21 protein-coding genes are annotated in these 25,407 nt (G+C 60.9%); 10 read left to right on the forward strand and 11 right to left on the reverse strand.

Translation table 11 applies throughout. The features are described 5' to 3' along the window. Positions 1-550: 550 nt before the first annotated feature. Complete coding sequence (pepN, locus tag C2E25_RS13470) at positions 551-3,190, forward strand: aminopeptidase N (protein ID WP_103116253.1); 2,640 nt, start codon at positions 551-553, stop codon at positions 3,188-3,190. 79 nt (positions 3,191-3,269) lie between these two features. After that, positions 3,270-4,232: a GGDEF domain-containing protein gene (locus tag C2E25_RS13475; RefSeq protein WP_103116254.1), complete on the forward strand. Its 963-nt coding sequence runs from the start codon at positions 3,270-3,272 to the stop codon at positions 4,230-4,232. Positions 4,233-4,283: 51 nt separating this feature from the next. On the opposite strand, the gene C2E25_RS13480 is transcribed toward C2E25_RS13475, so the two are convergent. After that, positions 4,284-5,477: a PP2C family protein-serine/threonine phosphatase gene (locus tag C2E25_RS13480; RefSeq protein ID WP_103116255.1), complete on the reverse strand. Its 1,194-nt coding sequence runs from the start codon at positions 5,475-5,477 to the stop codon at positions 4,284-4,286. Positions 5,478-5,550: 73 nt separating this feature from the next. Continuing rightward, positions 5,551-6,015, reverse strand: a complete 465-nt coding sequence (locus tag C2E25_RS13485; RefSeq protein ID WP_158247267.1) for a Crp/Fnr family transcriptional regulator — start codon at positions 6,013-6,015, stop codon at positions 5,551-5,553. Positions 6,016-6,386: 371 nt separating this feature from the next. Here C2E25_RS13485 and C2E25_RS13490 point away from each other — a divergent pair, with 371 nt between their 5' ends. The 3 genes from C2E25_RS13490 (at position 6,387) to C2E25_RS13500 (ending at position 10,888) form a co-directional block, all read left to right on the forward strand. Then, complete coding sequence (locus tag C2E25_RS13490) at positions 6,387-7,121, forward strand: ABC transporter ATP-binding protein (protein WP_103116257.1); 735 nt, start codon at positions 6,387-6,389, stop codon at positions 7,119-7,121. Continuing rightward, positions 7,118-9,754: a Gldg family protein gene (locus tag C2E25_RS13495; protein ID WP_103116258.1), complete on the forward strand. Its 2,637-nt coding sequence runs from the start codon at positions 7,118-7,120 to the stop codon at positions 9,752-9,754. The genes C2E25_RS13490 and C2E25_RS13495 overlap by 4 nt, the downstream gene beginning before the upstream one ends. 249 nt (positions 9,755-10,003) lie before the next feature. Next, positions 10,004-10,888 carry an Mrp/NBP35 family ATP-binding protein gene (locus C2E25_RS13500; RefSeq protein ID WP_103116259.1) on the forward strand — a complete coding sequence of 295 codons (885 nt, stop codon included), beginning with the start codon at positions 10,004-10,006 and terminating at the stop codon, positions 10,886-10,888. 257 nt (positions 10,889-11,145) lie between these two features. Here C2E25_RS13500 and C2E25_RS13505 read toward each other — a convergent pair whose 3' ends face one another. Beyond that, positions 11,146-11,397, reverse strand: a complete 252-nt coding sequence (locus C2E25_RS13505; protein WP_146032977.1) for a hypothetical protein — start codon at positions 11,395-11,397, stop codon at positions 11,146-11,148. Between the two features lie 340 nt (positions 11,398-11,737). Between C2E25_RS13505 and C2E25_RS13510 the strand changes: the two genes are divergently transcribed. Continuing rightward, complete coding sequence (locus tag C2E25_RS13510; RefSeq protein ID WP_103116261.1) at positions 11,738-12,289, forward strand: nitroreductase family protein; 552 nt, start codon at positions 11,738-11,740, stop codon at positions 12,287-12,289. Between the two features lie 177 nt (positions 12,290-12,466). Here C2E25_RS13510 and C2E25_RS13515 read toward each other — a convergent pair whose 3' ends face one another. The 7 genes from C2E25_RS13515 to C2E25_RS13545 all read right to left on the reverse strand — a co-directional run bounded on the left by C2E25_RS13515 (position 12,467) and on the right by C2E25_RS13545 (position 19,295). Next, positions 12,467-12,856 (reverse strand): hypothetical protein, encoded by a 390-nt coding sequence (locus C2E25_RS13515; RefSeq protein ID WP_103116262.1) that lies wholly within the window; start codon positions 12,854-12,856, stop codon positions 12,467-12,469. 7 nt (positions 12,857-12,863) lie between these two features. Continuing rightward, positions 12,864-13,616 (reverse strand): response regulator transcription factor, encoded by a 753-nt coding sequence (locus C2E25_RS13520; RefSeq protein WP_103116263.1) that lies wholly within the window; start codon positions 13,614-13,616, stop codon positions 12,864-12,866. Next, positions 13,591-14,991 carry a sensor histidine kinase gene (locus tag C2E25_RS13525; RefSeq protein ID WP_103116264.1) on the reverse strand — a complete coding sequence of 467 codons (1,401 nt, stop codon included), beginning with the start codon at positions 14,989-14,991 and terminating at the stop codon, positions 13,591-13,593. Before C2E25_RS13525 ends, C2E25_RS13520 begins: the two co-directional genes overlap by 26 nt. Before the next feature lie 264 nt (positions 14,992-15,255). After that, the gene (locus C2E25_RS13530; RefSeq protein WP_103116265.1) at positions 15,256-16,290 is read right to left on the reverse strand and encodes an MBL fold metallo-hydrolase; all 1,035 of its coding nucleotides are present in this window, start codon (positions 16,288-16,290) and stop codon (positions 15,256-15,258) included. Further along, positions 16,291-17,742, reverse strand: a complete 1,452-nt coding sequence (locus tag C2E25_RS13535) for a sensor histidine kinase (protein WP_103116266.1) — start codon at positions 17,740-17,742, stop codon at positions 16,291-16,293. It abuts the gene before it with no gap. Positions 17,743-17,745: 3 nt separating this feature from the next. Continuing rightward, positions 17,746-18,426: a response regulator transcription factor gene (locus tag C2E25_RS13540; RefSeq protein ID WP_103116267.1), complete on the reverse strand. Its 681-nt coding sequence runs from the start codon at positions 18,424-18,426 to the stop codon at positions 17,746-17,748. A 62-nt stretch (positions 18,427-18,488) separates the two neighbouring features. Next, on the reverse strand, positions 18,489-19,295 hold the full coding sequence (locus C2E25_RS13545; RefSeq protein WP_103116268.1) for a pyruvate, water dikinase regulatory protein: 807 nt from the start codon (positions 19,293-19,295) through the stop codon (positions 18,489-18,491). 268 nt (positions 19,296-19,563) lie between these two features. On the opposite strand from C2E25_RS13545, the gene prmA reads away from it, so the two are divergent. The 3 genes from prmA to C2E25_RS13560 are packed head-to-tail and all read left to right on the forward strand — an operon-like array spanning position 19,564 to position 22,800. After that, positions 19,564-20,475: a 50S ribosomal protein L11 methyltransferase gene (gene prmA, locus C2E25_RS13550; protein WP_103116269.1), complete on the forward strand. Its 912-nt coding sequence runs from the start codon at positions 19,564-19,566 to the stop codon at positions 20,473-20,475. 5 nt (positions 20,476-20,480) lie between these two features. After that, positions 20,481-21,260, forward strand: a complete 780-nt coding sequence (locus C2E25_RS13555; protein WP_103116270.1) for a 16S rRNA (uracil(1498)-N(3))-methyltransferase — start codon at positions 20,481-20,483, stop codon at positions 21,258-21,260. 46 nt (positions 21,261-21,306) lie between these two features. Beyond that, entirely contained in the window at positions 21,307-22,800 is a 1,494-nt protein-coding gene (locus C2E25_RS13560) for an RDD family protein (RefSeq protein ID WP_103116271.1), read from the forward strand. A 74-nt stretch (positions 22,801-22,874) separates the two neighbouring features. Here the strand turns inward: C2E25_RS13560 and C2E25_RS13565 are convergent, their stop codons facing one another. Beyond that, the gene (locus C2E25_RS13565) at positions 22,875-24,176 is read right to left on the reverse strand and encodes a hypothetical protein (protein WP_146032978.1); all 1,302 of its coding nucleotides are present in this window, start codon (positions 24,174-24,176) and stop codon (positions 22,875-22,877) included. A gap of 347 nt (positions 24,177-24,523) precedes the next feature. On the opposite strand from C2E25_RS13565, the gene C2E25_RS13570 reads away from it, so the two are divergent. Beyond that, positions 24,524-25,330, forward strand: coding sequence for a GPMC system MBL fold metallohydrolase (locus C2E25_RS13570; RefSeq protein WP_269845116.1), 807 nt, complete (start codon positions 24,524-24,526; stop codon positions 25,328-25,330). Positions 25,331-25,407: the final 77 nt, after the last annotated feature.

A 25,407-nucleotide genomic window follows, 5' to 3' on the forward strand; every position in this document is an offset into this window, starting at 1 on the left:
CGCACAAGCGAAGCGAGGCAGCAACGCAGAGTTGATGAAAAAGCCGGCGTCCTCAAACAAAACAGACAGGCCCCGCCTTTGGGGCGGGGCCTGTCTGCAAGGGAAGTAAGAAGGTGGCTCTTCCCGCGGAAACCCATCGGATTTCCACTGGTGCTTCCCGCAGGCCGCTTCAGGCTTCCCACTCGACAAGGCGGGCTTGCTCACCACGGTCATGACCGGAAGTCAAGGCTCGTCACGTTGATGGAGTTCAGCGTGGGAAGAGCCGTGCAACATGCTGGTGATCCAGGATACTGCCAACTTCATGCCAGGACCTGCTACATGCATAGTCAACAACTTACATCACATGTCAGTCAAAATAACGTCACCTGCGGCGGACGTCGGGGTGTCGGGATATTGACACTGCAGCGAGACCTGCGATCTGGTCGCCCCGCGGCTGAAGACAACTGCGGGTGAGTTTTTGCGACACCATCAGGCGTCGTCAGCCTTTGAAATGCAGACCCGTTGGAGTATCTTGTCACCATCCACCGACCAAACACCTGGAGACATGACCATGGCCGAAAAAAACCTCACCATTTATCGCTCCGACTACACCCCGCCGAACTGGCTGGTCGACGAGGTCGAATTGCACTTCGATCTCGATCCGGAAGCGACCGAAGTCACCAGCCGCCTGCGGCTGCGACGCAATCCCGAGACCGAAGCCGGTCCCCTGCAGCTTGACGGTGAGGGCCTGGAACTGCTCGGCGTGCACCTCGACGGCCGGCCGCTGGGCGACGAAAACTACCTGCGGGAACCAGACAGCCTGACCTTTCCCGAGCTGCCCTCACCCTGCCTGCTCGAAACCCGGGTGCGCATCAACCCGGCGGCCAACACCGCCCTCGAAGGACTGTACGTCTCCAGCGGCAACTTCTGCACCCAGTGCGAGGCCCAGGGGTTCCGCCACATCACCTACTATCCCGACCGCCCCGACATCCTCGCCCGCTTCACCACCACCATCGTCGCCGACCAGGTCCGTTACCCGCAACTGCTCTCCAACGGCAACCCGGTTGCCCGCCGGGAACTGCCCGACGGCCGCCACAGTGTCACCTGGGAGGACCCCTTCCCCAAGCCCTGCTACCTGTTCGCCCTGGTCGCCGGCGATCTGGCCGAGATCAGCGACAGCTTCACCACCTGCAGCGGGCGCGACATCGTCCTGCGCTTCTACGTCGAGCACCATCACCGCGACAAGGTCGGCCACGCCGTCGAGGCACTGAAAAAGGCGATGCGCTGGGACGAGGAGCAGTTCGGCCGCGAGTACGATCTCGACATCTACATGGTGGTGGCGGTCGATGACTTCAACATGGGGGCGATGGAGAACAAGGGGCTCAACGTCTTCAACTCGAGGTACGTCCTGGCCCGCCCCGACACCGCCACCGACGCTGATTTCCAGGCGATCGAAGAGGTGATCGCCCACGAGTATTTCCACAACTGGACCGGCAACCGAATTACCTGCCGCGACTGGTTCCAGCTCTCCCTCAAGGAAGGGCTGACGGTCTTCCGCGACCAGGAGTTCTCCGCCGACCAGGTGCATCGCGACGCCAAACGGATCGAGGACGTGCGCCTGCTGCGCAACAGTCAGTTCCCCGAGGATGGCGGCCCCATGGCCCACCCGGTGCGCCCCGACAGCTACCAGCAGATCAACAACTTCTACACCATGACCGTCTACCACAAGGGTGCCGAACTGATCCGCATGATGCAGACCCTGCTCGGCCGCGACGGCTTCCGCAAAGGGATGGATCTCTATTTCGAACGTCATGACGGCCAGGCGGTCACCTGCGACGACTTCCGCCGGGCAATGGCCGATGCCAACGGCCGCGACCTTTCACAGTTCGAACGCTGGTACAGCCAGGCCGGTACGCCGCGGCTGGACATTCGCGACAGTTTCGACGCGGAAACCGGCTGTTACCGGCTGCGGGTCCGCCAGAGCTGTCCTCCAACCCCCGGGCAACCACAGAAAGAGTCCTTTCACCTGCCGCTGAGGGTCGCCCTGCTCGACGGGGAGGGGAAGGAGATTCCGCTGCGACTGCAGGGGGAGGACGCAGCCGGCGGCCGTGATCGAACTCTCGAAATTCAACGCCAGGAAGAGGAATTCATCTTCTGCGACCTCGCCGACCGGCCGACGCCATCACTGCTGCGCGGTTTCTCGGCACCGGTGATTCTCGATTACCCGTGGAGTGATGCCGACCTCGCCTTCCTGCTGCGGTACGACCGCGACCCCTTCGGCCGCTGGGACGCCGGCCAGCAGCTTGCCTGTCGCCAGTTGCTGCAGCTTGCGAGGCTGATCCGCGAAAACCGACCGCCGGCCATCTCCCCGCTACTGACCACGGCACTGGCCGGGGTGCTGCGGGATGAAACCTGCGAGTCGGCCCTGCGCGTCCAGCTGCTGACCCTGCCGGGTGAGAACTATCTCGCTGAACAGATGCAACCGGCCGACCCGGGCGCCATCCACCGGGCTCGCCAGTTGTTACGCCGGGCGCTGGCCGCCGAACTGCGCCAACCGCTGCACACACTCTATCGGCAGCTGGAACAGACCGACGGTTACCGCTGCACCCCGGAAGAAGCCGGACGCCGCAGCCTGAAAAATCTCTGCCTCGGCTACCTGCTGGAGTTGGAGGAAACAGAATTTCAGCAGCTGGCGGTGACCCAGTACCGGCAGGCGGACAATATGACCGACCAGCTCGCCGCCCTGCAGGCGCTGTGCAACAGCGACGCCGCCGAACGCGAAGACCTGTTGAACGATTTCCACGCCCGCTGGAAAGACCAACCGCTGGTGCTTGACAAGTGGTTCACTCTGCAGGCGACCAGCCGCCGCGGCGACTGCCTGGACCAGGTCAGAGAACTTGCCGCCCACCCCGACTTCAACCTCAGGAATCCGAACCGTGCCCGCTCCCTGCTCGGCGCCCTGGCCCACTCCAACCCGGCCGCATTCCACCGTGTCGACGGCAGCGGTTACCGCTTCATCGCCGACTACGTCCTGCGTCTCGACCGGCTCAATCCACAGATCGCGGCCCGCCTGGTCAGCTGCTTCAACCGCTGGCGGCGACTCATTCCCGAACTGGGAGAACAGATGCGCGCGGAACTGGAACGTATCCAGGCCGACAGCAAACTCTCGCGCGATGTCGGGGAGATCGTCGGCAAGGCCCTGAATGGCTGAAAAAATCGCTATTTAGACGACAAGAAAAACGTTTTCGGGTAAACTATGTGGGATTCCATTCAACCGGAGCTCCTGACGCGTGACCAATAGTGACACTATCACGGCCCCTTTCTCCCCGGAGCAGCGACTGCTCGAAACCGCCCGGGTTTTCAGCGCCTGTCGCGGACACGGCGAACTTTTTGCCGCCCTCGGCCGGTTGCTGCCCGGGTTCTGCCACGGCCGCAGCTGGCAACTCTGGCTGCGTGATCAGCTGACCGGTGACTGGCGACCGGCGGACGGCTCCGCAGCCAACCTGCAACAGGCCGCCGAACCGCTCTCCACCCTGGTCAAGGCGGTCGCCGATTCCGGTGAGCCGCGGGACGCGCCGGAAGCTCCGGCCTCCTGCAACTACTGGCTGCCGTTACCGGGAGTCGCCGAAATCATCGGGGTTCTCGGCGTCGAATGCGGCGCTCCCGCCGATCCCGAGGTGGTGACGTGTCTGGCGATGCTGGGCGAACTGCTCGGCAACACTCTGGAACTGATGCTGCTGCTCGAACAGTTGCAGAAACAGAATATCACCGACGAGCTGACCGGGCTGTACAATGCCCGCCATTTCCGCGAACTGGTCGACTACGAACTGGAACGCGCCCGCCGCTACGGCAATGACCTGTCACTGGTCTTTCTTGATCTGGATTTTTTCAAAAAGGTCAACGATGCCCACGGGCACCTGGTCGGCAGCCGCCTGCTGACCGAGGTCGGCCATTTCATTATGCAGCACACCCGGCGGGTCAATCTCGCTTGCCGCTACGGCGGGGATGAGTTCGTGCTACTGCTCCCTTCAACAAGCAAGAGCGGCGCCCTGACCATGGCCGAAATCCTGCGCCTTGACCTGCGCAGCCAGCGCTTCGAGGCCGGCGCCCCGACACCGATCACCATCACCGCCAGTTTCGGAGTCGCCAGTTATCCCGATGACGCCCGCAACGCCAGGGACCTGATTCACCTCGCCGATGAAGCCATGTACCGGGTCAAGGGCTCTGGTCGCGACGGCGTTGCCGGCAGCTGACCCGGCAGTGAGCTTGTCACCGGCGGAGAACACAAGCCTGCTGATTCAGGTTCAACGATGGCCGTTCGGCCGGTATTCAATGGCCAGCAGGGTCAGGTCATCGGGTGGTGGCTGGCCGCCGGAAAACCGATCCAGAACCTTCATCACCATCTCCAACTGTTCATCCAGAGGATTGTCGGCGCCATTTTCCAGCAGGTCGAAAAAACGCTCCTCCCCGAACAATTCACCCTCAGGATCCGGCAGTTCGGTCACCCCGTCCGAATAGAGAAACAGGCGATCACCAGGGTAGAGCTGCAGCCGGTCCTCCTCGAAAGGGATCAGCCCCCCCATGCCGACCAGGGTGCCGCCGACATCGAGGGTTTCGACCGTTCCGTCCCGGCGGACCAGCAGCGGCGGCGGATGGCCGGCATTGCAGTAACGGACCTGTCCGCTGTTCGGATCGAGCAGCAGGTAGGCCATGGTGAAAAACTTCTCGAAACGCTCGTAGGGATATTCCCGGTCGAGTTCGGTGATCACCTCGGCCGGGGTCGAAAGCCGATAATGGGGGGGATGATCGAGGGGCTGCTTGATCAGCTGGCTGGTATGCGGCGACAGGCTCTGGTAGACCGAGACAGTCACCATCGCCGCCGATACGCCGTGGCCGCTGACATCGAGCAGATAGGCCATCAGGCTGTCTTCAGCCACCTGGCGGAGATGGAACAGGTCGCCGCCGACCGTTTCGCAGGGCCGGAAGCGCCAGGCGAAACGGAAGCTGTCGCTGCGGGGCAGAAAATTGGGCAGCAGCGACTGCTGAATGATCGCCGCCGAGCGCAAGCCCTCGCGCAGTTCGATCTTTTTCGCCTCCAGACGGCCGGCGAGCAGGTCACGTTCCGCGCGCAGACGGACCAGCTCCAGTTGCAGACGCACCTGGTCAAGCACCAGATCCCGCTGTTCGGCTGACAGCAACGGACCACTGCTCCAAGGCGCCAGCGTGCGCATCCGGTCCGGGTCCATGCCGAGTGAGGAGAAAAGCAGGCAGGGGATTTCTCCGGTGAGACACCCCTGGGCCAGGGGCTCAAGATCGGTCATCGGATCATCCGCAAGGTCGAGATCGAGCAGCAGCAGGTCGGGAAAACGGCTGAGCGCGGTCTGGGCGGTACACAGGTTATCGGCCGTGGTCACCGAAAATCCGGCATCCTGCAGCAGCCCCGCCAACTCTTCACCGAGGGGAGCGGCACTATGCGCGATCAGCAATTCTTCGGCCATGGTCAATGGTCTCCAACAAGGTCTGCACAGCCTTCTTATCTGCGTTGCTGACAGATTTGATTAGCCCGCAGCTTTAAAATACCGAGGCCAGCCGTTCAAACGACTTGCCCAGCCGGGTCGAAACCGCCAACAGCACCCCCTGCAGCAGGCGCACCGAGAGTTCCGGAGCCTGACGGGTCAGGCGCTGAAAATTCTCGCGCGACAAAAGCAGCAGATCGGCATCCTCCAGCGCCGCCACGGTCACGAACCGTTCATGGCCGCTGAGCAGACAGAGTTCGCCGACGATGCTTCCCTTGCCGTAGATGCCGACAATCACGTCCTTACCGGGAAATTCCGTCTGTTTGCGAATTTCCAGCCGACCGGAAACGATGAAGGCCAGGCAGTCGCATGCGTCCCCTTCCCGCCAGAGTACTTCACCGGCGGCAACTTTTCGGCATTCGAGCAGTTCGGAAATGATCGGGGAGTCTTCCTGGCGTAGAAAATAGAAACTCAACTCACCCTTGAGCCGTTCACAGAAACATTCTGAATCATGGGTCATGACAACTCCTGACAAGACGCCGAAGGATTCCGGAACCATCTTGTTTTCAGATTATCCCAAATTCACCGACTGTTTTGCGGACCGAGGGTGGCGGGACGGGTGGAGATGCGAGGCGCCGTGCCGATTCGAGCGGAAACGTAGCCGAGCTACGTTGAGCAACGAATCGGTGAAGGCAACGAAGCAGATTCATCCGTAACGTCAGCCGAATCCCGGAATTGCCGGTGGATTTGGGTTTATTTACGCCCCTTGACAGGGGCCTTTGCGAAGATTAAGTTTTTCCTGTTTAGCCGCCCCCGGTTGATTCCGCAACCAAGACAAGGGCGCGGACAAGGGAAATTCACCTTCCCGGCAATGTCCCACGGAGACAAACTATGGAATGGTACATCGAGGCCGAGTCCCTGCGCAAGGCATTCGGCACCTTGACGGCGGTCGACGATCTCTCCTTCCAGGTCGCGCCCGGCGAGGTGCTCGGTTTTCTCGGCCCCAACGGCGCCGGAAAATCGACCACCATGAAGATGCTGACCGGCTTTCTCACTCCCGACAGCGGCAACGCCCGCATCTGCGGCATCGATGTCGGTCGGCGGCCGGTGGCCGCCAAGGCCCGGCTCGGTTATCTCCCGGAAGGAGCCCCGCTCTACCCGGAGATGACCCCCGCCGGTCTGCTCGCCTTCATTGCCGCTATCCGCGGACTGCGCGGTGACGCGAAGGACCGCCGACTTGAGCAGGTGGCCGAACAGGTTCAGCTCAAGGAGGTCTGGCGGCAGCCGATCGAAACCCTCTCCAAGGGATTCAAACGCCGCGTCGGCCTGGCCCAGGCGATCCTGCACGATCCCGAGGTGCTGATTCTCGATGAACCGACCGACGGCCTCGACCCCAACCAGAAACACGAGGTGCGCCGACTGGTGCGGCAGATGGCGGAAAAAAAAGCGATCATCATCTCCACCCACATCCTCGAAGAGGTCGACGCCATCTGCAGCCGGGCGATGATCATCGATCGCGGGCGCATCGTCGCCGACGGCACCCCCGATGAACTGCGCGCCGGCTACCCGAGCCTGGAAGCGATGTTCCGCGACCTGACCGGAAAAGGCCGGGAGGTTGCAGCATGAAAAACCTGTGGCCCCTCTTCAAACGTGAACTGGCCGGCTACTTCGTCACCCCGCTGGCCTATGTCTTTATCGTCATCTTCCTGGTTCTGACCGGGGTTTTCACCTTCTATCTCGGCGGGTTTTTTCAGCGCAGCCAGGCCGACCTGCAGGCCTTTTTCCTCTGGCATCCCTGGCTGTTCCTGCTGCTGGTTCCGGCCCTCGGCATGCGCCTCTGGGCCGAGGAGCGCAAGACCGGCACCATCGAGCTGCTGCTGACCCTGCCGGTTTCCATGACCGAAGCGGTACTGGCCAAGTTTCTCGCCGCCTGGGCAATGATCGCCATCTCTCTGGCCCTGACCTTTCCGATCTGGATCAGTGTCAACCTGCTCGGTGATCCGGATAACGGCGTCATCATCGCCAACTACCTCGGCAGCCTGCTGATGGCCGGGGCCTACCTGGCGGTCGCCGCCTGCCTCTCGGCCACCACCCGCAATCAGGTGATCGCCTTCGTTATCTCGACCCTGGCCTGTTTCGCCTTTCTGCTCGCCGGTTTCCCGCTGGTGCTCGACTTCTTCCGCCCCTGGCTGCCGCAGGCGGCTCTCGACGCTATCGCCTCACTCAGTTTCCTGAGCCATTTCGAGACCATCACCCGCGGGATGATCGACCTGCGCGATCTGCTCTTCTTTGTCAGCTTCATCCTCCTCTGGCTCTACCTCGGTGCCTGGGTGATCAGCCGCAAAAAAGCCTCGGGAGGATACCGAACCCGGTCCGGATCAGGTCTTTTCTCCCCGGGCGGACTGTTGGGTGCCCTGCTGCTGTTCCTGCTGCTCAACGTCGCGGTTTCGCCGCTGCTGCGCGGTCTGCGGCTCGACCTCACCGAGCAGCGGCTCAATACCCTCTCCAGCGGGACCCGCCACATCCTCGCGGGAATCGACAAACCTCTCACTCTCAAGTTCTTTCTCAGCAGGGAGCAGATCAAGCAGGTCCCCGGGCTGGAAAGTTTCGCCGAACGGGTCGCCACCCTGCTCGACGAATACGCCAACCTCGCAGACGGCAGGCTGACCATCGAACAAATCGATCCCGAGCCCTTCTCCGAAGCCGAGGATGACGCGGTCCGTTTCGGCCTGCGGGGCGTACAGCTCGTCGCCGGCGGCGACAGCATCTATTTCGGTCTGGTTGGTGAACTTGACGGCCACCGCAAGGTGATTCCCTTCTTTCAACCAGAACGGGAACGGTTCCTTGAATACGACCTGAGCCAGCTGCTCTACCAGCTCGTCCATCCGAAAAAGCTGGTGGTCGGCCTGCTCTCCGGAGCCCCCATCGAGGGCGGCTTCACCCCCGGACCGAACCCGCGCATGCAACGGCCCTGGCTGATCCTCGACCAGCTGCGCCGGCAGTTCGAGATCCGCACCCTGCCGCGAACCGCTGAGCCGATCGCCGCCGACGTCGACCTGCTGATGCTGGTTCACCCGGCCGGGCTCGATGCCGAAACGCTCTATGCCGTCGACCAGTACCTGCTACGCGGCGGCAAAGCCCTGGTCTTCGCTGATCCCTTAAGTGAAGCCTCCGCCGAAGGCAACCCGGCCGGCGCCATCAGCAGCAACCCCGATTTCGAGCGGTTGCTGGCCGCCTGGGGGATTGCAATGGAACCCGGCAAGGTGGTCGGCGACCTGCCCCAGTCGCACAAAGTCAACTACCAGGGACGACTCCGCAGCATGCAGGTCAATTACCTGCCTTGGCTGAATATCGGCCGGGATTCCCTGGCGGACGATGACGTGATTACCAGTCAACTCGGCAATCTCAATCTCGCCACCGCCGGCGCCCTGCGCCCTCTCAAGGGCGTGAAAACAGTCTTCACCCCGCTGATTAAAAGCAGCGATCAGGCGATGCTGATCGATGCCGCCAAAATCGCCTTCGCGCCCAACCCGGCCAGGCTGCTGGCGGATTTCAAACCCGCCGGAAAACCCTATGTCCTTGCCGCCCGAATCGACGGTGAAATCGTCAGCGCCTTCCCTGACGGCAGACCGAAACCGGCGACGGAAAAGGGTGCCGCCGGAAAGGAAGAAAAACCGGCCGCCGAGCACCTGGCGAAAAGCAAAGGTCCGGTCCACCTGGTCGTCATCGCCGACTCCGACCTGCTGCAGGACCGTTTCTGGGTGCAGGCGACCAGTGTCTTCGGCGGCAGCCTGGCGATCCCCATCTCGGCCAACGCCGACCTGGCGGCCAACACCATCGAATCCCTCGGCGGCAGTCCCGACCTGATCTCGGTACGCAGCCGCGGCAGCTACCGGCGCCCCTTTACCCTGGTTGCCGAGCTGCAGCGCAAGGCCGAGATGCGCTTCCGCGCCAAGGAGCAGGAACTGACCGACAAGCTGCGTGAAACCGAAAACAAGCTCAATGAGCTGCAGCGCGGACGTGACGATTCCAGAGCCACGACCCTGACCGCCGAGCAGCAGCGGGAGATGGACCGCTTCCTCGCTGAAAAGGTCAAATTCCGCAAGCAACTGCGGGCCGTGCAGTACCAGCTGCGGGCCGAGATCGACAACCTCGAAGCGATGCTCAAGGCCTTCAACATCCTCTTCGTCCCCGGCCTGATCGTCCTGATCGCGTTCGTCGCATGGGTCATCCGGCGGGCCGGGGGAAGAGAATATTAGGCTGATGAAAAACGCCCATCTGCTGCGTTGTCCACGTCCCCGCGTCAACGACGTACCTTCCGGTACGCCTTATGCCGCGGGGACGTGGACGCCTTGCATCTGGACATTTTTGCTCAGCCTGGAGAGCGTGACGTTTTCAATCCCCTGCTGACAATCGCCGCTGCCAATCGACGGACTTGTCCTTGACCTGCGGCCGGCGGCGCAGTAAAGTGGGTCCGTCAATACCTGATAAAAGGAGTCAGATATATCATGTCCGATCATGAAAACTGCGACAGCTGCGGGGTCTCCTCCTGCGGCGCCAGGGATCGCAAGCCCCAGGAGAATGATGAACAGTTCCAGGCCCGGCAGCGGCTGGAGCGCAACCTCTGCCAGATCGACAACAAGATCCTGGTGATGTCCGGCAAGGGCGGGGTCGGCAAAAGCACCACCGCCCTCAACCTGGCCCTTGCCCTGGCCAAAGAGGGCAAGGCGGTCGGCCTGCTTGACGTCGACCTGCACGGCCCGAGCCTGCCGACCATGCTCGGCATGGCCGATCAGCGTCCCCACGCCACCGAAGAGGGAATCATCCCTCTCGGCTTCCAGGGCCTGCGGGTGATGTCGATCGGTTTTCTGCTCGAACAGAGCGATCAGGCGATGATCATGCGCGGCCCGATGAAGCATGGCGCCATCCAGCAGTTTCTCGCCGATGTCGTCTGGGGACCGCTCGATGTCCTGGTTATCGACTGCCCGCCCGGCACCGGCGACGAACCCCTCTCCGCCGCCCAATTGCTCGGCCGGGGAGCCGGCACGGTGATCGTCACCACCCCGCAGGATGTCGCCCTGGTCGATGTCGAGAAATCGATCAGCTTCTCCCGCCAACTCAACATCAACATCCTCGGCGTTATCGAGAACATGGCCGGCTTCGTCTGCCCGCACTGCGAGGAGGTCACCGACCTGTTCGGCCGCGGCGGTGGCGAAAAACTCGCCGACAAGACGCAGGTGCCCTTCCTCGGCCGCATCCCTCTCGACCCGCGGATGGTCGTCGCCGGCGACAGCGGCAAACCCTTCATCCTCGACCATCCCGACACCGAGGCCGCCAGGGCATTGCAGCACGTGGCACAGACCGCCATCGAAAAGATGGAGACCGCGGCCTGAATCTATGTCCTGAATCAGTGAACTCCTTGTCGGCGGATAGCACAAGTCATTGATCTGCCTGAGCTTCCCAGAAATCACCAGCGAACCTATGGGTGCGATTCAGATTTTTGGAAATCTCATTCAGACCAAGCACTTGCACTCTCCATCCAAACAGGAGCTCACTGATTCAGGTATGTGGAAAAGTGAACCGAAACGGCAACGGCCGCCCTTTCATCGGGGCGGCCGTTGCCGTTTCAAGGAAAATCCGGATTCGGGGTTTATTCAGCCGGGACGAAGCTTTTCGCCAGGATCTCCTTGCCCTGCCTGCTTTTCGCCAGCGCGATGAAGCGCGCCAGGTCGCCCCTGGGCTCCCCCCTGGTCACCAAGGCCAACGGCTTGGCCAGCAGGTAACGTCCTCTGGCGATATTGGCCGCGGTCGGGGTCACCCCGTCAACCCTGAGGGTCTTGACATGTCCGGCATCGACCATGCTCCGACTCAGGGCGGTAATCCCCATGGGTACAAACCGCATGAAGAATGCAACCGCTTGACATACGTGTAATTTTCAAAAACCCGAGGCGCACCCACAGGTCGCCGGTGGTTATTGGAAAGTACAAGCAGGTCAATAACTTGTGTCATTCACCGGTCAGGAACACAAGGACTGGAATTAAAAATATAAAATTAACAACCAACAACAACCCGACGGATAAATTCATGCAACTTCTTAAGCGGAGGAAGGAGGGGATCAACCGCGTTTCCTGACGAGCTGGCGCCAGCCCCTTTGATTCCTGAAACATCCGTGATAAATATTTCCGGCGGCATCAGCCTGGCCGTCACCCATCACGGAAACCTGCTTTCAACAGGAGCGTCCCATGAATCCACTGGAAATGATTAAAAGCCGACGCAGTATCCGCCAATTCGAGGAGAAGGGGATTGCGGATGAAACCTTGAACCAGATCCTCGAAGCCGCGCGCTGGGCTCCCTCCTGGGCCAATACCCAGTGCTGGGAAGTCATCCTGGTCAAGGACCCGAATCTCAAACTCCAGCTGCAGCAACTGCTGACTGACAATAATCCTGCGGCCCGGGCCATGATTCGGGCCCCGGTCATCATCGCGCTCTGCGGGAAACTTGAAACATCCGGATTCTACAAGGGAAGGGCCTACACAAAGTTCAGGGACTGGTTCATGTACGACCTGGGTATTGTCACCCAGAATATTTCATTGAGCGCCCACGCTCTGGGATTGGGGTCCGTGGTGATCGGCGCCTTCGACCATGACAAGGCGAAGGGATTACTCGACATCCCCGATGGATATGAAATCGTATCCCTCATCCCCATCGGCTATCCGCACAAAATTCCCGCACCGCCGAAGAGGAAAGAACTCGCGGACTTCACCCATCTGGACCGTTTCAAGGTCGATCCATGAGACGGTTCAAAGCGGGGATATCGGGAGCCAGGAGAAGGTTAGAGAAGTCAAGGGTTCAAGGCTGAGCAAAAATGCCCAGATGCAAGGCGTCCGCCCCCCCGCGGCATAAGGCGTACCGGGAGGTACGTCGTTGACACGGGGGAAGGACAACGCCGCAGATGGGCGTTTTTGCTCAGCCTAGCCTCCTTCCACCAGACCGGTCACCACCAGCACCACAATCGGCAACGGCAACCGGCCGCGCATCTCCCATCCATCCTCATTGCCCTTGCCGAAGGGAACACAGACGCCGCTACGCAATTCCCAGCCGTTGGTGATCGATCGCCCGTAGGGCTTGATGTTGTTGCCCTGCACCTGGAAGCCGGAAAGCAGTGAGCCCCGGCAGGGCCTGAGAATATTGCGGCTCCACTCGTAGCCCCGGCTGCGGGCCCCGCCGCTGGGGGTCAGGTACTGACCATCAAACTCCCAGCCGCTGCGCAGCGAGCCGCCGAAGGGTTTGAGCAGCTTGCCGTTCCATTCGTAACCGTCGAGCAGCGAGCCGCCGAACCGTTTGATCGTAGCCAGAGCCATCCGCTCATCAGTCCTGTTTCAAATTGGCCTTGTAGCGTTTCAGCCACTCCTGAAACTCCTCTTCCTCGTGCTTGAGTTCAAAGGGGTTGACCAGACCGCGACGCAGGGAGATAGCAACCGCCCGGTTGCGCAGGTTGAAGGCATCACCGACCCCTTCGGACTGAAACTGCTCCTGGTCGGCGCCGAGCTTGCTGTACAGGGAATTGAGACGGCTCTGCACCCCGCGCCGGGAAAGATAGCGGCGCTGGGCGATGAGATTGTCGGTCAGGCCGAGCGAGATGTCCACCAGCGCCTCGTACTCGATATCGGAGAGCGCAGTCTGGGCATGGCCGGTCCGTCCCTGGACCTTGCGCACCTCGGGGTCGATCCAGCACTGTTCGTCACAGAGGACGGTGCGGATGGCGGTCGAGATCCGCTCGGAGGGGTTGGATTTGAGAATGTAACCGTAGACCGTCTCCGGCGGCACGATACGCAGCAGCGAACGGACATACATCTCGTCCTTGTACTGGCTCCAGAAGACGATGCGCGCATCGGGCTTGCGCTGCCAGAGGGCACGGGCGAACTCGATGCCGTTCATCTCCGGCATCTGGATGTCGCTGATCACCAGCGGAACATCATTCAGCTCCAGTGCCAGTTCGAGCGCGTTGAGGCCGTTCTGGGCACGAAACAGTTCAATCTCTTCATCCCAGTTGCCGAGCATCTGCTCGAGAAATTCATAATCCTTCGGATTGTCTTCAGCGATGAGAATCTGCATGCTCATTTTGGCTCCCCTGTTGGCCTGCCGGGCGTACCGGCAGGGTCAATTCAAACCGGGTTCCGGTTGAAAAACGTGATTTCTTCCACTCGACCCGGGCACCGATGGTCCGCGCCCGTTCGCGAATATTGTTCAGGCCGCGGCCGCCTGACGAAACCTGGTCCGGCAGACCGATGCCGTTATCCTCGACCACCAGCACCAGTTTGCGTCCCTGGCGTTCCATGCAGAACTCGCAGCGACTGGCCTGGGCATGCTTGACGACATTGTGCAGAGCCTCGACCGCCACCCGGTAGAGGGTCAGGCTGACCAGGCGCGGCATCTTCAGGTTATGCAGTTCGGGCTGCAGGTAACAATGGTACTTGAGCGTCCCCCCCTTGCTCTGCAGTTGTTCGATATGGGACTCAAGGGTCGGGCCCAGACCGAGGATTTCGAGTGACTGCGGATGCAGGTTGTTCATCACCTCGCGCAGGTTGGACATGGTTTTCTGCAATTCTTTCTCAAGCCGTCCGGCCTGCTCCGGGTCGGGATTTTTTTCCATCTCCTGCAAGCCGCGCAAAACCGACGAGAGGTCGGCAAGGGTCTGGTCATGGAGATCCATGGCAATACGCCGACGTTCCTCTTCGGCCCCTTCAAGCAGCTTCTCGGTACCGACCACGCGGATCAACTGTTCAGCCATGCGGTTGATCGAGAGCGCCAGGTCATCCAACTCGTCCCGCACCAGCTCCGGCTCCTTGGGCGGCGTCAGCTGCCCGCGGGCAACCTTGCCGGCGCTGTCGGAAAGCGCCTGGATGCGCCGCAGAATGCGCCGTGCCAGAGTCAGGGAAAGGAAGATGCCGAGCAGGATTGCCACGCCGAGAACCACGATCGAAACGAAGGTGGTACGTTCGACCAGGGCATCGATATCCTGGGTATGGACCTCGCGCAGCCGTTCACGCTCGCTGCGGATCAATCCCGAAAGTTTTTCCAGCTCGGGACGGAGGCTGTTCAGCGCCGCCTTGAACCGCTCACTGTCGAAACCCTGCTCGGGATCAAGGTCGGAGACCGCCTGGCGCCAGGTTTTCTCCGTCTCGTCAGACAGGGTGACAATGCTGAGAATCCTCTGCGCCGCGCCGGCCAGATGGGCATGCAGCTCCTCCATCTCCTCAAGCCGCCCGACATCGACCATCGGGGTGCGCCCCAGACGGGCCACCAGGGCTTCCATCCGCTGGCTGGCGAGATCGGCCTCGGCCATGGCGATGAAGAGAGTTCCCACCTTGCGCTGCGCCTGGCGTTTGACCGACAGGTCCCAGTAGGTGTACTGCAGGAACGCCAGCAGCAGACTCATCAGCAGCAAAACGATGGCCGGGGCGAGGATGATCTGATGTTTAAGGGCGAGGCGCATGAACTACTCTCTTAACATAACGTCCGATGATTGCCACTGTGCTTTGCCACAGGTGAGCCGATTCCCCGCTGAAACCAGCTGTATTCCTATGACCTGAATCAGTGAGACCCTTGTCAGCGGACGGCACAAGTCATTGACCTGCCTGAGCTTCCCAAAAATCACCAGCGAACCTATGGGTGCGCTTTAGATTTTTGAAAATCCCATTCAGGCCAAGCACTTGCACTCTCCATCTCACAGGAACTCACTGATTCAGGTATCATTTTATCAAACCCCGGAGGTTTCGGGATTCATCCGTCCTGCCGCGGCCGCCTCCCGCCGCGCCCGCTCGGCTTCACGCCAGAGCGCCCGTGGCTGATCCTGGTAACGCGGTGAATGATGAAAAACCAGCAATCGCCCGACCCCGGCCCGGCCAGCAGCCTCTCCGGCGAGATGCGCGGTCAGGTGATTACGCTTCCGGGCCCGCTCGACGTCACGATGCAGAAAAGGCGCCTCGATCACCAGCAGATCGACACCACGAGCCAGGCTGACCACCCGGTCCAGGTTCGTCTCCGTCGGCTGCAGGTCGGTGACATAGCAGACCTTGACCCCGGCACGACTGCGGGCAATCTCTCCGGACAGTTCATCGAGACGATAGTCACGCACCCCGCCATCGGCAAGTGGCGCCTGAAGCAAGGTATCCCCCGGCGCCTGCTCGCGCAGCAGGCGCTTGAAGTTCCCCAGCCAGGGGCCGGCAAGCAATCCGAAGCGCTGCAACGCGACAACATCAATCACGACCTGCTGTCGCTGCTCAAAACGAAACCCGAGCGACAGAACCCCGCCATGATCGAACGGCAACGCGCTGATCCGGTCATCCCGTCCACGACAGAGCCAGCCATCCTGCTGATCGACAGGCGGCAACTCCTCCAGGGCAAAGGCACGGGCAGCAGAGAACTGCGCGCAACGCCCAAGCCTCTCGGACCACTCGGTAACCCGTAGCACAAAAGGGAAATTCTCCAACAGCTTCCAACTGTAACCACGCAGGCGATGGTCAATCTGCGCCACCAGTCCCGGTGGGCCATAGAGCTGCAGACACAGGTCACGATAAAGAGAGAGGCGCAGCAGCTGGTCGAACCCGGCCAGGTGATCGATGTGGGCGTGACTGATGAAGACCCGTCGCACCTTGAGACAGGCCCGCGGAGCAAGCGGATGGAGGTCTCCACAATCGAACAACAACGCGTCGGGCTGATGCGGCAGACGCAGATAGAGGGCCGGGTCGCCGAAGGGGCCGTTGACCAGACGAAAAAAAACGCGCGCGTCCATCTACCTTTGCCGAATCGCTTCACGGTCGAGCAGCGATGGTCCCGCAATCGGCAGTTCGACACGAAAAGTAGTTCCGACCCCCGGCATCGACTGGACATCGATATGCCCCTCGTGGGCATCCACCACCCATTTGACGATCGCCAGCCCGAGGCCGGCCCCCCCGACCGCCCGGTTACGCGCCTCATCGACGCGGTAGAAACGTTCGAAAATATACGGAAGATGGTCGGCAGGGATACCGATGCCGGTATCACTGATACTGATCACCGCGCGATCCCCATCCAGGTGCAGGCTTATTTCCACCCTCCCCGGCGCCGGTGTGTACTTGACGGCATTGGTAATCAGGTTGAGAAACAGCTGCCGCAACCGCAGCTCATCGCCCTGAACCAGCACCTCGCCATCAACCTCCAGGTTGAGCACCACGTCCAGGCTCGAATCCTCGCGCAGGGAGCTGCCCCGCAGGTAAATCTCCTGCATCAGGTCGGAGAGACTGACCGGTTTTTTCTCCAGAGGCAGACCGCCCGAATCACTCTTCGCCAGCAGCAGCAGATCCTCGATGATCCGCTCCATGCGGTTGATCTCCTCAAGGTTGGATTCGAGCATATTACGGAATTCCTCCGGGGTTTTGGCCCAGCGCAGGGCGACCTCGGTTTCCCCCTTGAGGATCGTCAGCGGAGTGCGCAGTTCGTGGGAGGCATCACCGGAAAACTGCTTGACCCGACCGAAGGATTCTTCCAGTCGCGCCAGCATTTCGTTGAAGGTTGCGGCCAACTCGGCAATTTCACGACCGGCGTTACCGACCGTGAGTCGCTCCGAAAGATTCTCGGCATTGATGCGCCGCATCGAACGGGTGATACGCAACACCGGCGCAAGAGTGCGCCCGGCCAGAAACCATCCACCCAGGGTAATCAACAGCAACAGCAGCGGACTGAAGGTGGCCAGCACCATCCGTAAACGTTCCAGGGCGCTTTCAACATCGCGGGTGTGGGCGCCGACCTGCACCACGCCGACCGTTTTCCCCCCGATCTCAAGCGGCAGGTTCAGCAGCCTCACACCGGCGAAAGGAGCCGCGGCCAGGGACTCCAGAACCGGAAGATGCTGTTTGAGGACCTTGTCCCCGGCAGCGCCGAACGGTAGCCGGGCACTTTCAAGGTTGCGGGAAAAACAACGGATGGTTCCATTCAGGTCACGAATCTGGACAAATTCGCTCCAGCTGTGGCGACGCAGAAAATCATCCAGGGATTGGCAGCTGCCAACGGCAGAAGAGGGCGGCTCCTTCTCACTGAGAGCATAGAAGGTGGCGACATCCTCGGCGATCAGCTTGAGACGCTGGTCGAGGTGGGAATGCAGTTCCCGACCCAGGTAGTAATGCCAGAAAAAGCCGCTGGCCGCCAGGATGACGGCCAGCGACAGGGCATACCAGAGAGTCAGTCGGGACCGCAGCGAATGGAACAAATCTTACCCCTGCTGCTTGAGCACGTACCCGATACCGCGCACCGTGTGGATCAGTTTCTGCTGGAAATCGCGATCAACCTTTTTGCGCAGGTAATTGACATAAACGTCGATGATATTGGTGAAGGAGTCGAAGGTATAATCCCAGACATGCTCGGCAATCATGGTCCGGGTCAGTACCTGTTCCGGGTTGCGCATGAAATATTCGAGCAGGGCATATTCCTTGGCGGTCAGGTCGATCTCCTTCTCACTGCGCCAGACCTTGTGGGTCACCGGATCGAGACGCAGGTCGGCAAAGGTCAGTTCGGCACCGCGGTCCTGGGAACCGCGCCGCAACAGGGCCCGCACCCGGGCCAGCAACTCGGCGAAAGCAAAGGGCTTGGTCAGATAGTCATCACTGCCCGAATCGAGCCCGGAAACGATATCCTCCACCGTATCCTTGGCGGTCAGGCACAGCACCGGGGTGGTGATCTCCCTGGCCCGCAGTTCGCGAACCACCGAAAGACCGTCCATTTTCGGCAGCATCAGATCCATGAGAATCAGATCATAACGATTGCTTTGCGCCAGCGTCAGACCCTCTTCGCCATCACCTGCGACGTCAACACTGAAATTCTCCTCTTCCAGCCCGCGCTTGATGAAGCTGGCTACTTTCTTCTCATCTTCGACCACCAGGATTTTTGCGCTCATCGATTTTATTCTCCTTTGATCTGGGATACGCTCTCTATCTACGTCCATACAATCGACAAAAACTACTTCATCTTCAGTTTGACCAGCACTTCGTTGGCCGTCTCCTCTATCGCTTTGCCGGTCACGTCGATCACCACCCAGGGATTGCGGCGGAAATAGGCCCGTGAAAAACGGATTTCATCCTCCACCTTGTCATAATCGGCATAGGCAAGGCGAGGATCCTGTCCCAGGTGCTTCATACGCGCGGCGCGGATCTCGACCAGACGCTGCGGGTCGATGACCAGACACGCCACCCGTCCCGGATCAATCTCCGCCAGTTCCGGAGGTGGCTCGATCCCGGGGACCAGCGGCACGTTGGCCACCTTCCAGCCACGGTGCGAAAGGTAGATCGACAACGGTGTCTTACTGGTGCGCGACACCCCCACCAGTACGATATCAGCCTGCGGCAGGTGCCGCGTTTCCTGTCCGTCATCATGCTTGACGGTAAATTCCATCGCCTCTATTCGACGGAAATAGTCCTCATCCACACCATGCAGCAATCCCGGGGTCTCCTTCGGCGAAAGGCCGAAGAAGGCCGCCAGCTTGCGCAACAGTGGAGTCAGCAGATCGATGGCCGGTAGTCCGAGCGCATCGCATTCATCGCGCACCAGCCGGGCCAATTCACGGTTGACCATGGTATAGACAACCAGGGCGCCCTTCTCCAGGGCGTCATCCAGAGCCTGGTAGACCTGGCTCTTGGTGCGCACGTTGCTGAAACGCAACAGCCGCACCTGTTTTTCCCGGAACTGGGAAAGGGCGGCGGAAGCCATCTTTTCCGCGGTCTCCCCGGTAGCGTCTGAAAGCAGGTAAACATGCTGCAACGGGGCCATAGCCACCCTCATGAAATTATCATTAGAGACAGTGTAGCATTCCTTTAATGATTCGCAAGAGGCAGCCTGTTCCACTGGAAAACCGGTTTCGGCTCACTACACCGACAAAAATATACCATCGATGTTAGCGGCTCATTAAAAGACTTCGAAAAAGTACTGATATCACCCTCATTTGTCAAGGCTCATAATAACTGAAAACTGAAAAACCATCTCCGACGCCACCAACATTGGATTGCCAAAGCAGTCATCCTTCTGCTAAACAGACATCATGAAACCACCATGGACCGAAATCACCCTGCAGGTTCCGGCAGCCGGCGTCGACCTGGTCAGCTATGTTCTGACGGACCAGGGGGCCGCCGGCGTCGTCACCGCGGTACACAAACTCGACACCTTCATACCTCCCGACCCCAACCAGCCGGATATCGGCGACCAGACCCTGCATGGGTATTTCCCCGCGGTAGACAACAGCAAAGAGCTGTGCGTCCGGCTGCGGGCCGCTCTGGTCGACGTGGCGCCGTTGATCCCCGGGTTCAAACCCGGAGATCTGCTCATGCGACAGGTTGCCGAGGATGACTGGGCCGAAAACTGGAAGCAGCACTTCAAGCCCTTCCGGGTTGGTCCACTGCTGATCCGGCCGACCTGGGAGCAGGAGCAACCCGCAGCCGGCGAGACATTGCTGCAGATCGATCCCGGCATGGCCTTCGGCACCGGCAGCCACGCCACCACCCGGCTCTGTCTCGAAGCCCTGGTCGCAACCTTCTCCCGGAAACCGCCCCGCAAGGTCCTTGATGTCGGCACCGGTTCCGGCATTCTCGCCATTGCCGCCGCCCTGCTCGGAGCCGGGCAGGTGGTCGGCTGCGATATCGAAGAGGAGGCCTGCCGCGTCGCGAAGGCCAACGCCGTCCTCAACCGGGTCGAAGATCGACTCGACCTGAACCTCACGCCGTTGGAAAAGATCCCCGGCCACTTCGACCTGGTCCTGGCCAACATCCTCGCCGAGGAAAACGTCCGACTGGCCGCCCCGTTGCGTCGACACCTGGCGGGTGAAGGCAACCTGGTCCTTTCCGGTATCCTGGAGGAGAAAATTCCCCTGGTGCGGGAGGCTTTTGATCCCCTTTTCAACCGCCCGGCACAACTGCTGTTGCAGGAGGAATGGGCCTGCCTGGTGTACCGGGGCTAGGGTCGATGCGCCGCTTCTTTATCGACCCGCAGCTGCTCACCGAGGAACAGGTCAGGCTGCCGGAAGAGATTCTGCGCCACCTGCGGGTCCTGCGACTGCAGCCGGGGATGGAGATCGAACTGCTCGACGGCGCGGGACTGAGCTGCAGGTGCGAACTGCTCGAACTCGACCGCAGGCGAGGCCTGGCCGGAGTCAAAAAACGCCACCGGGTCAGTGAAAACACCCTGCCCCTGACCCTGCTGCAGGGCCTGCCGAAGGGGGACAAATTCGACCTGGTTTTGCAGAAAGGGACCGAACTCGGTATCAGCCGCTTTGTTCCCACCTTCTGTGAACGCTGTCAACCGAGCGGCCGACCGCGGCTGCCACGCTGGCAGAGAATCATCCGTGAAGCCGCCCGCCAGTCTGGACGGATGCTGCTGCCGGAGTTGGCGGAGCCCCTTCCTCTGGGCGATGCGCTGAATCGTTGCCGCAGCGAACTGCGGCTGGTTCCCTGGGAACAGGACACGACCCCGTTGCAGGCGGTCCTGCCCTCGATTGCACCGCGGAATGCCGCCATCCTGATCGGCCCCGAGGGGGGATTGAGCGCCGCCGAGGTTGAAATGGCGCAGCAACAGGGCTTTATCCCGGTCAGTCTCGGCTCACGCATCCTGCGCACCGAAACCGCCGGATTTGCCGTGGCCGGAATTTTGCAGTATCTTTACGGGGATTTGGGAACCAACCGGGAGCGGTCGACTGGCGACAGCGACAGCTCTCCGAACAGACCCCGAAAAGGGAGGGGGCTGTGATTGGTCGGGCCCGTCAGGTCCGAACCTTTGAGCGGGAGGAGTGCCGATGAAATGTCCGAAGTGTGGATTCACCAGTTTTGACTTCCTCGAAAACTGCAAGAAATGCGGCCAGGATCTGCAGAGTCACAAACAGAAATTCGGTCTCCGCAGCCTGATTTTCCCCACTGTCGGCAAGAGTGAAGCCCCTGAAACAACCGCCGGGCTGGAGGGCAATGAAGCCACAACCGCCACAACGGCAACTGCCGATACGGATTTCGGCTTCGATTTCATGAGCGAAGAACCGACAGTCACAGAGACCTCCGCGCCGACAGAAACCACCGATATTGCAGAGGAACCCGCGGCCGACGAACCACCGCCCCAACCGGAACCGGTTGCCGCGAAGAACGAGGAGGCTCTGGACGACTTCAGTTTTGACGAAACGAATGACGAAACCGAAGTGGCGGCCGCGCCTGAGGATGAGGGTATCGAGCTGGCTGATGATTTCGATTTTGCCGCGACCGAAACTGAAGGAGATGCCGCGCTGGACACCGCGGAAACCATCGACGAAGATGACGAGTTCGCCTTTGCCGCCGCCGAAGACAGTATCGAGATGGCTGACGCAGGTGACGATCCCGATACGGACGAACCCGCCGCGGACCTCGACTTCAACGAAGTCGTCGAGGACCTTGATTTCAGCGAACCGGCCACCGGCGACGACGATCTCGAAGGCTGGGATGAAATCGAGGAGTCTCCCCCCGGTGAACAGCCGGAACCGGAGAAGACCACATCCGAGGAAGCCCGGGAGTCCTCCGACCCTTTTGATTTACGGGGGTTCGCGGAAGCTGAGCGGGCCCCCGACTTCAGCCGGACGACGACTGTCGACAACGATCAGAACCAGGACTCTGCCGAATCGGAAACCGCGGCAGAATCCACGCCTCGCGAGTTGTTTGCCGACGCCGGAGACTCCGCCCCGAACGATGCGGCTGAAAAACGCTTCGATTTCATGGACGAAGAAGCCGATCAGGCTGAAGAGGTTTTTTTCACCTCCACAGCAGGGGGCGAAAAGACTGCCGACGAAACCGATGCCGTCCCGCTCGCCCCGTTCGGGCCGCGCCTGGCAGCGGGGTTCTGCGACCTGCTGGTTCTCACCCTGGTCTTCGTGCTGTTCCTTATCATCGGTCAGCAGATTCTCCAGAATCCCGCGCCGGGTGAACTGCTGCCCGACATGACAACCCTGGTCGAACTTTCCGGTCCCTACTTCCTGGTCCTCTTCGCCCTCAGCTTCGGGTACTTCACCCTCTTCCATTTTCTCACCGGCCAGACCCCGGGCAAAATGCTTTTCCACCTGCGGGTCGAAGACCTGGCCGGACAACCGCTGCTCTTCTCCCAGGCCTTTCTCCGCAGCGTCGGAGGCCTTTTTTCACTGCTGCCGGCGGGACTCGGATTTCTGGTGATCTTTTTCAGCAGCACCCGTCGCGGCTGGAACGACCTGCTCGCCGGCAGCCGCCTGGTCCCTGTCTACGGCACCGCTGATGACGAGGGTGAACCGATGGACTGCTGAGTCGGGCGACCTTATCCCGAAACAGGGGATTCCTGCCGGCTGAAGAGTCCCGGGGAGGAGTTCCCCGCGCCGGGTCAGAGCCCACTTGAACTGAGAGAGTCGGTAATCGCCAGCTCCTGCAGCCGGACCACCATCTTGCGGCGCACCGCGGTGGGAATTTCCACGTGCAGGCAGAGGGGGGCGCCAGAAAGCTTGCGAGCTTCAATACGCTGCAGGGCATTGGCCCCGGCGCCGGGAAGCCAGCGTACCATGTCGACCGGCAGGTAAGTGCGTTCCTCCCCTTCCAGCAGACTGGCGATATCCTTGCGCAGATCGATCCGCCGTCCCAGCGCCTGGAGCCCGCCGAGAACGACAAAATGGTAACAGCAGCCGGGCGCGGTGCAGAACTGCAGAAAAACCTCCTCCGACAACTCCCGCACCAGCTGCAGGCCCCGCTCCAGCGGCATCGCCGGGAAGAGATGCAGGATATCTCCCCGTTGTTCGACCCGGCCGAGTTCCTCAAAGGAACAAAACGGCGGCAGCCCCCCCAGGCCGACCACCACCTTGCGATCTTCCGGACAGGTCCCGACACAACCGTGGATGTCGAGGATCAGCTGCGGTTCGGCAATCCCGAGCTGACGGATAAACTGCCGCAGCCCTCCCTCCATCTTGTAGCTGTTGGGATGACCATGTTCATCGACATAGGGGTAGATGACGTCGATATTGCTGGGGTTGAGAGGCACGCCCCAGCTCTGCAACTGCCGCAGGTTGGCATCGGTGAGCGGCTCGCGGCCGGCGAAACCGAGATTGACGGTCGCCGCCCCCCCTTTGCCGGTGCGCAGAAAGTAGAGGGCCACTTCCAGCGTGTGCGGATCGTAAGGGCCATGGGTCGCGGTCAACAGCGGCAGCCCCTCGCCGCCGGCGATGCGCCGCAGCAGCAGAGCACCGCCGGCCGCGTCCGGCAGGAAGCGCGCTTCGAAGCCGGGCAGCAGACTGCGGCAGGGATGCCAACCGCTGTCGGCAAGGGGGACGACCCCGAAGAATTTCTTCAGTACCTTTTCCCGCCACAGGGGCACAAAGCGGATGGTTCGGTCACCGCAGAGATAATAGACCCGGTAGCTGGCCTCATCGAGCAGCACCCGGATTCCGAGCGACGTCAGCAGGTTGCGGTTGTAATTGTTCTGGGTGGTCGCCAGCAGACGTTCGGTGATATCCAGCATCGCCGCCGCTTCAGCCTCCGTCAACGGCTGTTCGAGCAGTTCGACCCGTTTCAGATGACGGTAATCCTCCTGACCGATCTCCACCTCAAGCCGGTTGAGGTGCCGCTGAAACGGGGCGCTGTCGTCAACGGTGAAGCGCGACAGAAAAAGAGGGGGGATCTGCGGTTTCGGTGGCACATTCATCTCCAGGAGGGTTCTTTGCCCCGGCGGCATATCCGCAACCGGGCCGGCGACATCCTGTTTATTATGCCGTCACCCGGCCCGGTCAGACAACCGGACCCCCGGTTTTTTTGCGAAAAAGTCTCCGGCACCACCTGAAAATGCTCCGGAGAATACTCCCATAGCCTCTACCAATACCTGTGATATCATCTGGTTAGCAACCATCACGGCTCAACGTTCGCCCTGTTTCCCGACGCCGTGCCAACGGCATGACAATTGCGTAACTCCGACCCATGGGCAATGTCGGCCGGCAGGAAACCGGTCTGCCGACGCTATTCACGAGTTGATCGACAGGAGAAATCTTCTTGGCCATTGCACCGCATCTGGTTGAAATCATCATTCTCGGCTCCGGCGGCAGCCCCGGCGTACCGATGCCTGCCTGCGACTGTGCCGTCTGCCGCTCAGAGGTTCCCGAAAACCGGCGTACCCGCTGCAGTATCCTGCTCAGTTACCATGGCCGCAACCTGCTGATCGACACCGCCACCGATCTACGCCAGCAGGTGCTGCGGGAAAAGATCAATCACATCGACGCGGTACTCTACACTCACACCCACGCCGACCATGTCCACGGCATTGACGACCTGCGCCCCTTCAATCATCGCCAGCAGCAGTTCATCCCCCTTTACGGTTCGGCCTCGGCCATGGAACATCTGCGGCGGGTTTTTCCCTATATCTTCGACCCCACCATCAAGCTGGGTTACCGCCCGCGGCTGGAAACCCGGATTCTTGAAGAACCGGAGGACATCCTCGGCTTGCCGGTGATCCCGATCCCCCTGCGCCACGGGGACGACGAAGCCACCGGCTACCGCATCGGCCCCTTTGCCTATCTGACCGACTGCAGTGAAATCCCCGCCGCTTCGCGAGTTCTGCTGCGGGGGCTCGATCTGCTGATCCTCGACGGCTTGCGGCTGCGCCCCCATCCGACCCATTTCCATGTTGCCACCGCCGTGGCCGAGGCCCGACGGATCGGAGCCCGCCGCACGCTGCTGACCCATCTCAACCACGAGATCGATCATCATCGCCACGAATCCGAACTGCCACCCGGATTCGGTTTCGCCTATGACGGGCAACGGTTGACTTTTTCTCTTGCCGATCAGGAGCATGCCCCTTGAATCACGGCGATTTTCAGGTTTAATAGGGGAGACTTGAAACCCTGCTCCAGGAACCGCCCCTAACCCGCCGGACTCTG

Origin of the sequence: Geothermobacter hydrogeniphilus (genome assembly GCF_002898515.1) — a bacterium.
Lineage (GTDB): Bacteria > Desulfobacterota > Desulfuromonadia > Desulfuromonadales > Geothermobacteraceae > Geothermobacter_A.

What these genes read in the sequence shown, in the direction of transcription:
- pepN (WP_103116253.1), top strand. Translation starts at nt 551, where the DNA reads ATGGCCGAAAAAAACCTCACCATTTATCGCTCCGACTACACCCCGCCG.
- C2E25_RS13480 (WP_103116255.1), bottom strand. Translation starts at nt 5,477, where the DNA reads ATGGCCGAAGAATTGCTGATCGCGCATAGTGCCGCTCCCCTCGGTGAA.
- C2E25_RS13485 (WP_158247267.1), bottom strand. Translation starts at nt 6,015, where the DNA reads ATGACCCATGATTCAGAATGTTTCTGTGAACGGCTCAAGGGTGAGTTG.
- C2E25_RS13490 (WP_103116257.1), top strand. Translation starts at nt 6,387, where the DNA reads ATGGAATGGTACATCGAGGCCGAGTCCCTGCGCAAGGCATTCGGCACC.
- C2E25_RS13495 (WP_103116258.1), top strand. Translation starts at nt 7,118, where the DNA reads ATGAAAAACCTGTGGCCCCTCTTCAAACGTGAACTGGCCGGCTACTTC.
- C2E25_RS13500 (WP_103116259.1), top strand. Translation starts at nt 10,004, where the DNA reads ATGTCCGATCATGAAAACTGCGACAGCTGCGGGGTCTCCTCCTGCGGC.
- C2E25_RS13505 (WP_146032977.1), bottom strand. Translation starts at nt 11,397, where the DNA reads ATGCGGTTTGTACCCATGGGGATTACCGCCCTGAGTCGGAGCATGGTC.
- C2E25_RS13510 (WP_103116261.1), top strand. Translation starts at nt 11,738, where the DNA reads ATGAATCCACTGGAAATGATTAAAAGCCGACGCAGTATCCGCCAATTC.
- C2E25_RS13515 (WP_103116262.1), bottom strand. Translation starts at nt 12,856, where the DNA reads ATGGCTCTGGCTACGATCAAACGGTTCGGCGGCTCGCTGCTCGACGGT.
- C2E25_RS13520 (WP_103116263.1), bottom strand. Translation starts at nt 13,616, where the DNA reads ATGAGCATGCAGATTCTCATCGCTGAAGACAATCCGAAGGATTATGAA.
- C2E25_RS13525 (WP_103116264.1), bottom strand. Translation starts at nt 14,991, where the DNA reads ATGCGCCTCGCCCTTAAACATCAGATCATCCTCGCCCCGGCCATCGTT.
- C2E25_RS13530 (WP_103116265.1), bottom strand. Translation starts at nt 16,290, where the DNA reads ATGGACGCGCGCGTTTTTTTTCGTCTGGTCAACGGCCCCTTCGGCGAC.
- C2E25_RS13540 (WP_103116267.1), bottom strand. Translation starts at nt 18,426, where the DNA reads ATGAGCGCAAAAATCCTGGTGGTCGAAGATGAGAAGAAAGTAGCCAGC.
- C2E25_RS13545 (WP_103116268.1), bottom strand. Translation starts at nt 19,295, where the DNA reads ATGGCCCCGTTGCAGCATGTTTACCTGCTTTCAGACGCTACCGGGGAG.
- prmA (WP_103116269.1), top strand. Translation starts at nt 19,564, where the DNA reads ATGAAACCACCATGGACCGAAATCACCCTGCAGGTTCCGGCAGCCGGC.
- C2E25_RS13555 (WP_103116270.1), top strand. Translation starts at nt 20,481, where the DNA reads ATGCGCCGCTTCTTTATCGACCCGCAGCTGCTCACCGAGGAACAGGTC.
- C2E25_RS13560 (WP_103116271.1), top strand. Translation starts at nt 21,307, where the DNA reads ATGAAATGTCCGAAGTGTGGATTCACCAGTTTTGACTTCCTCGAAAAC.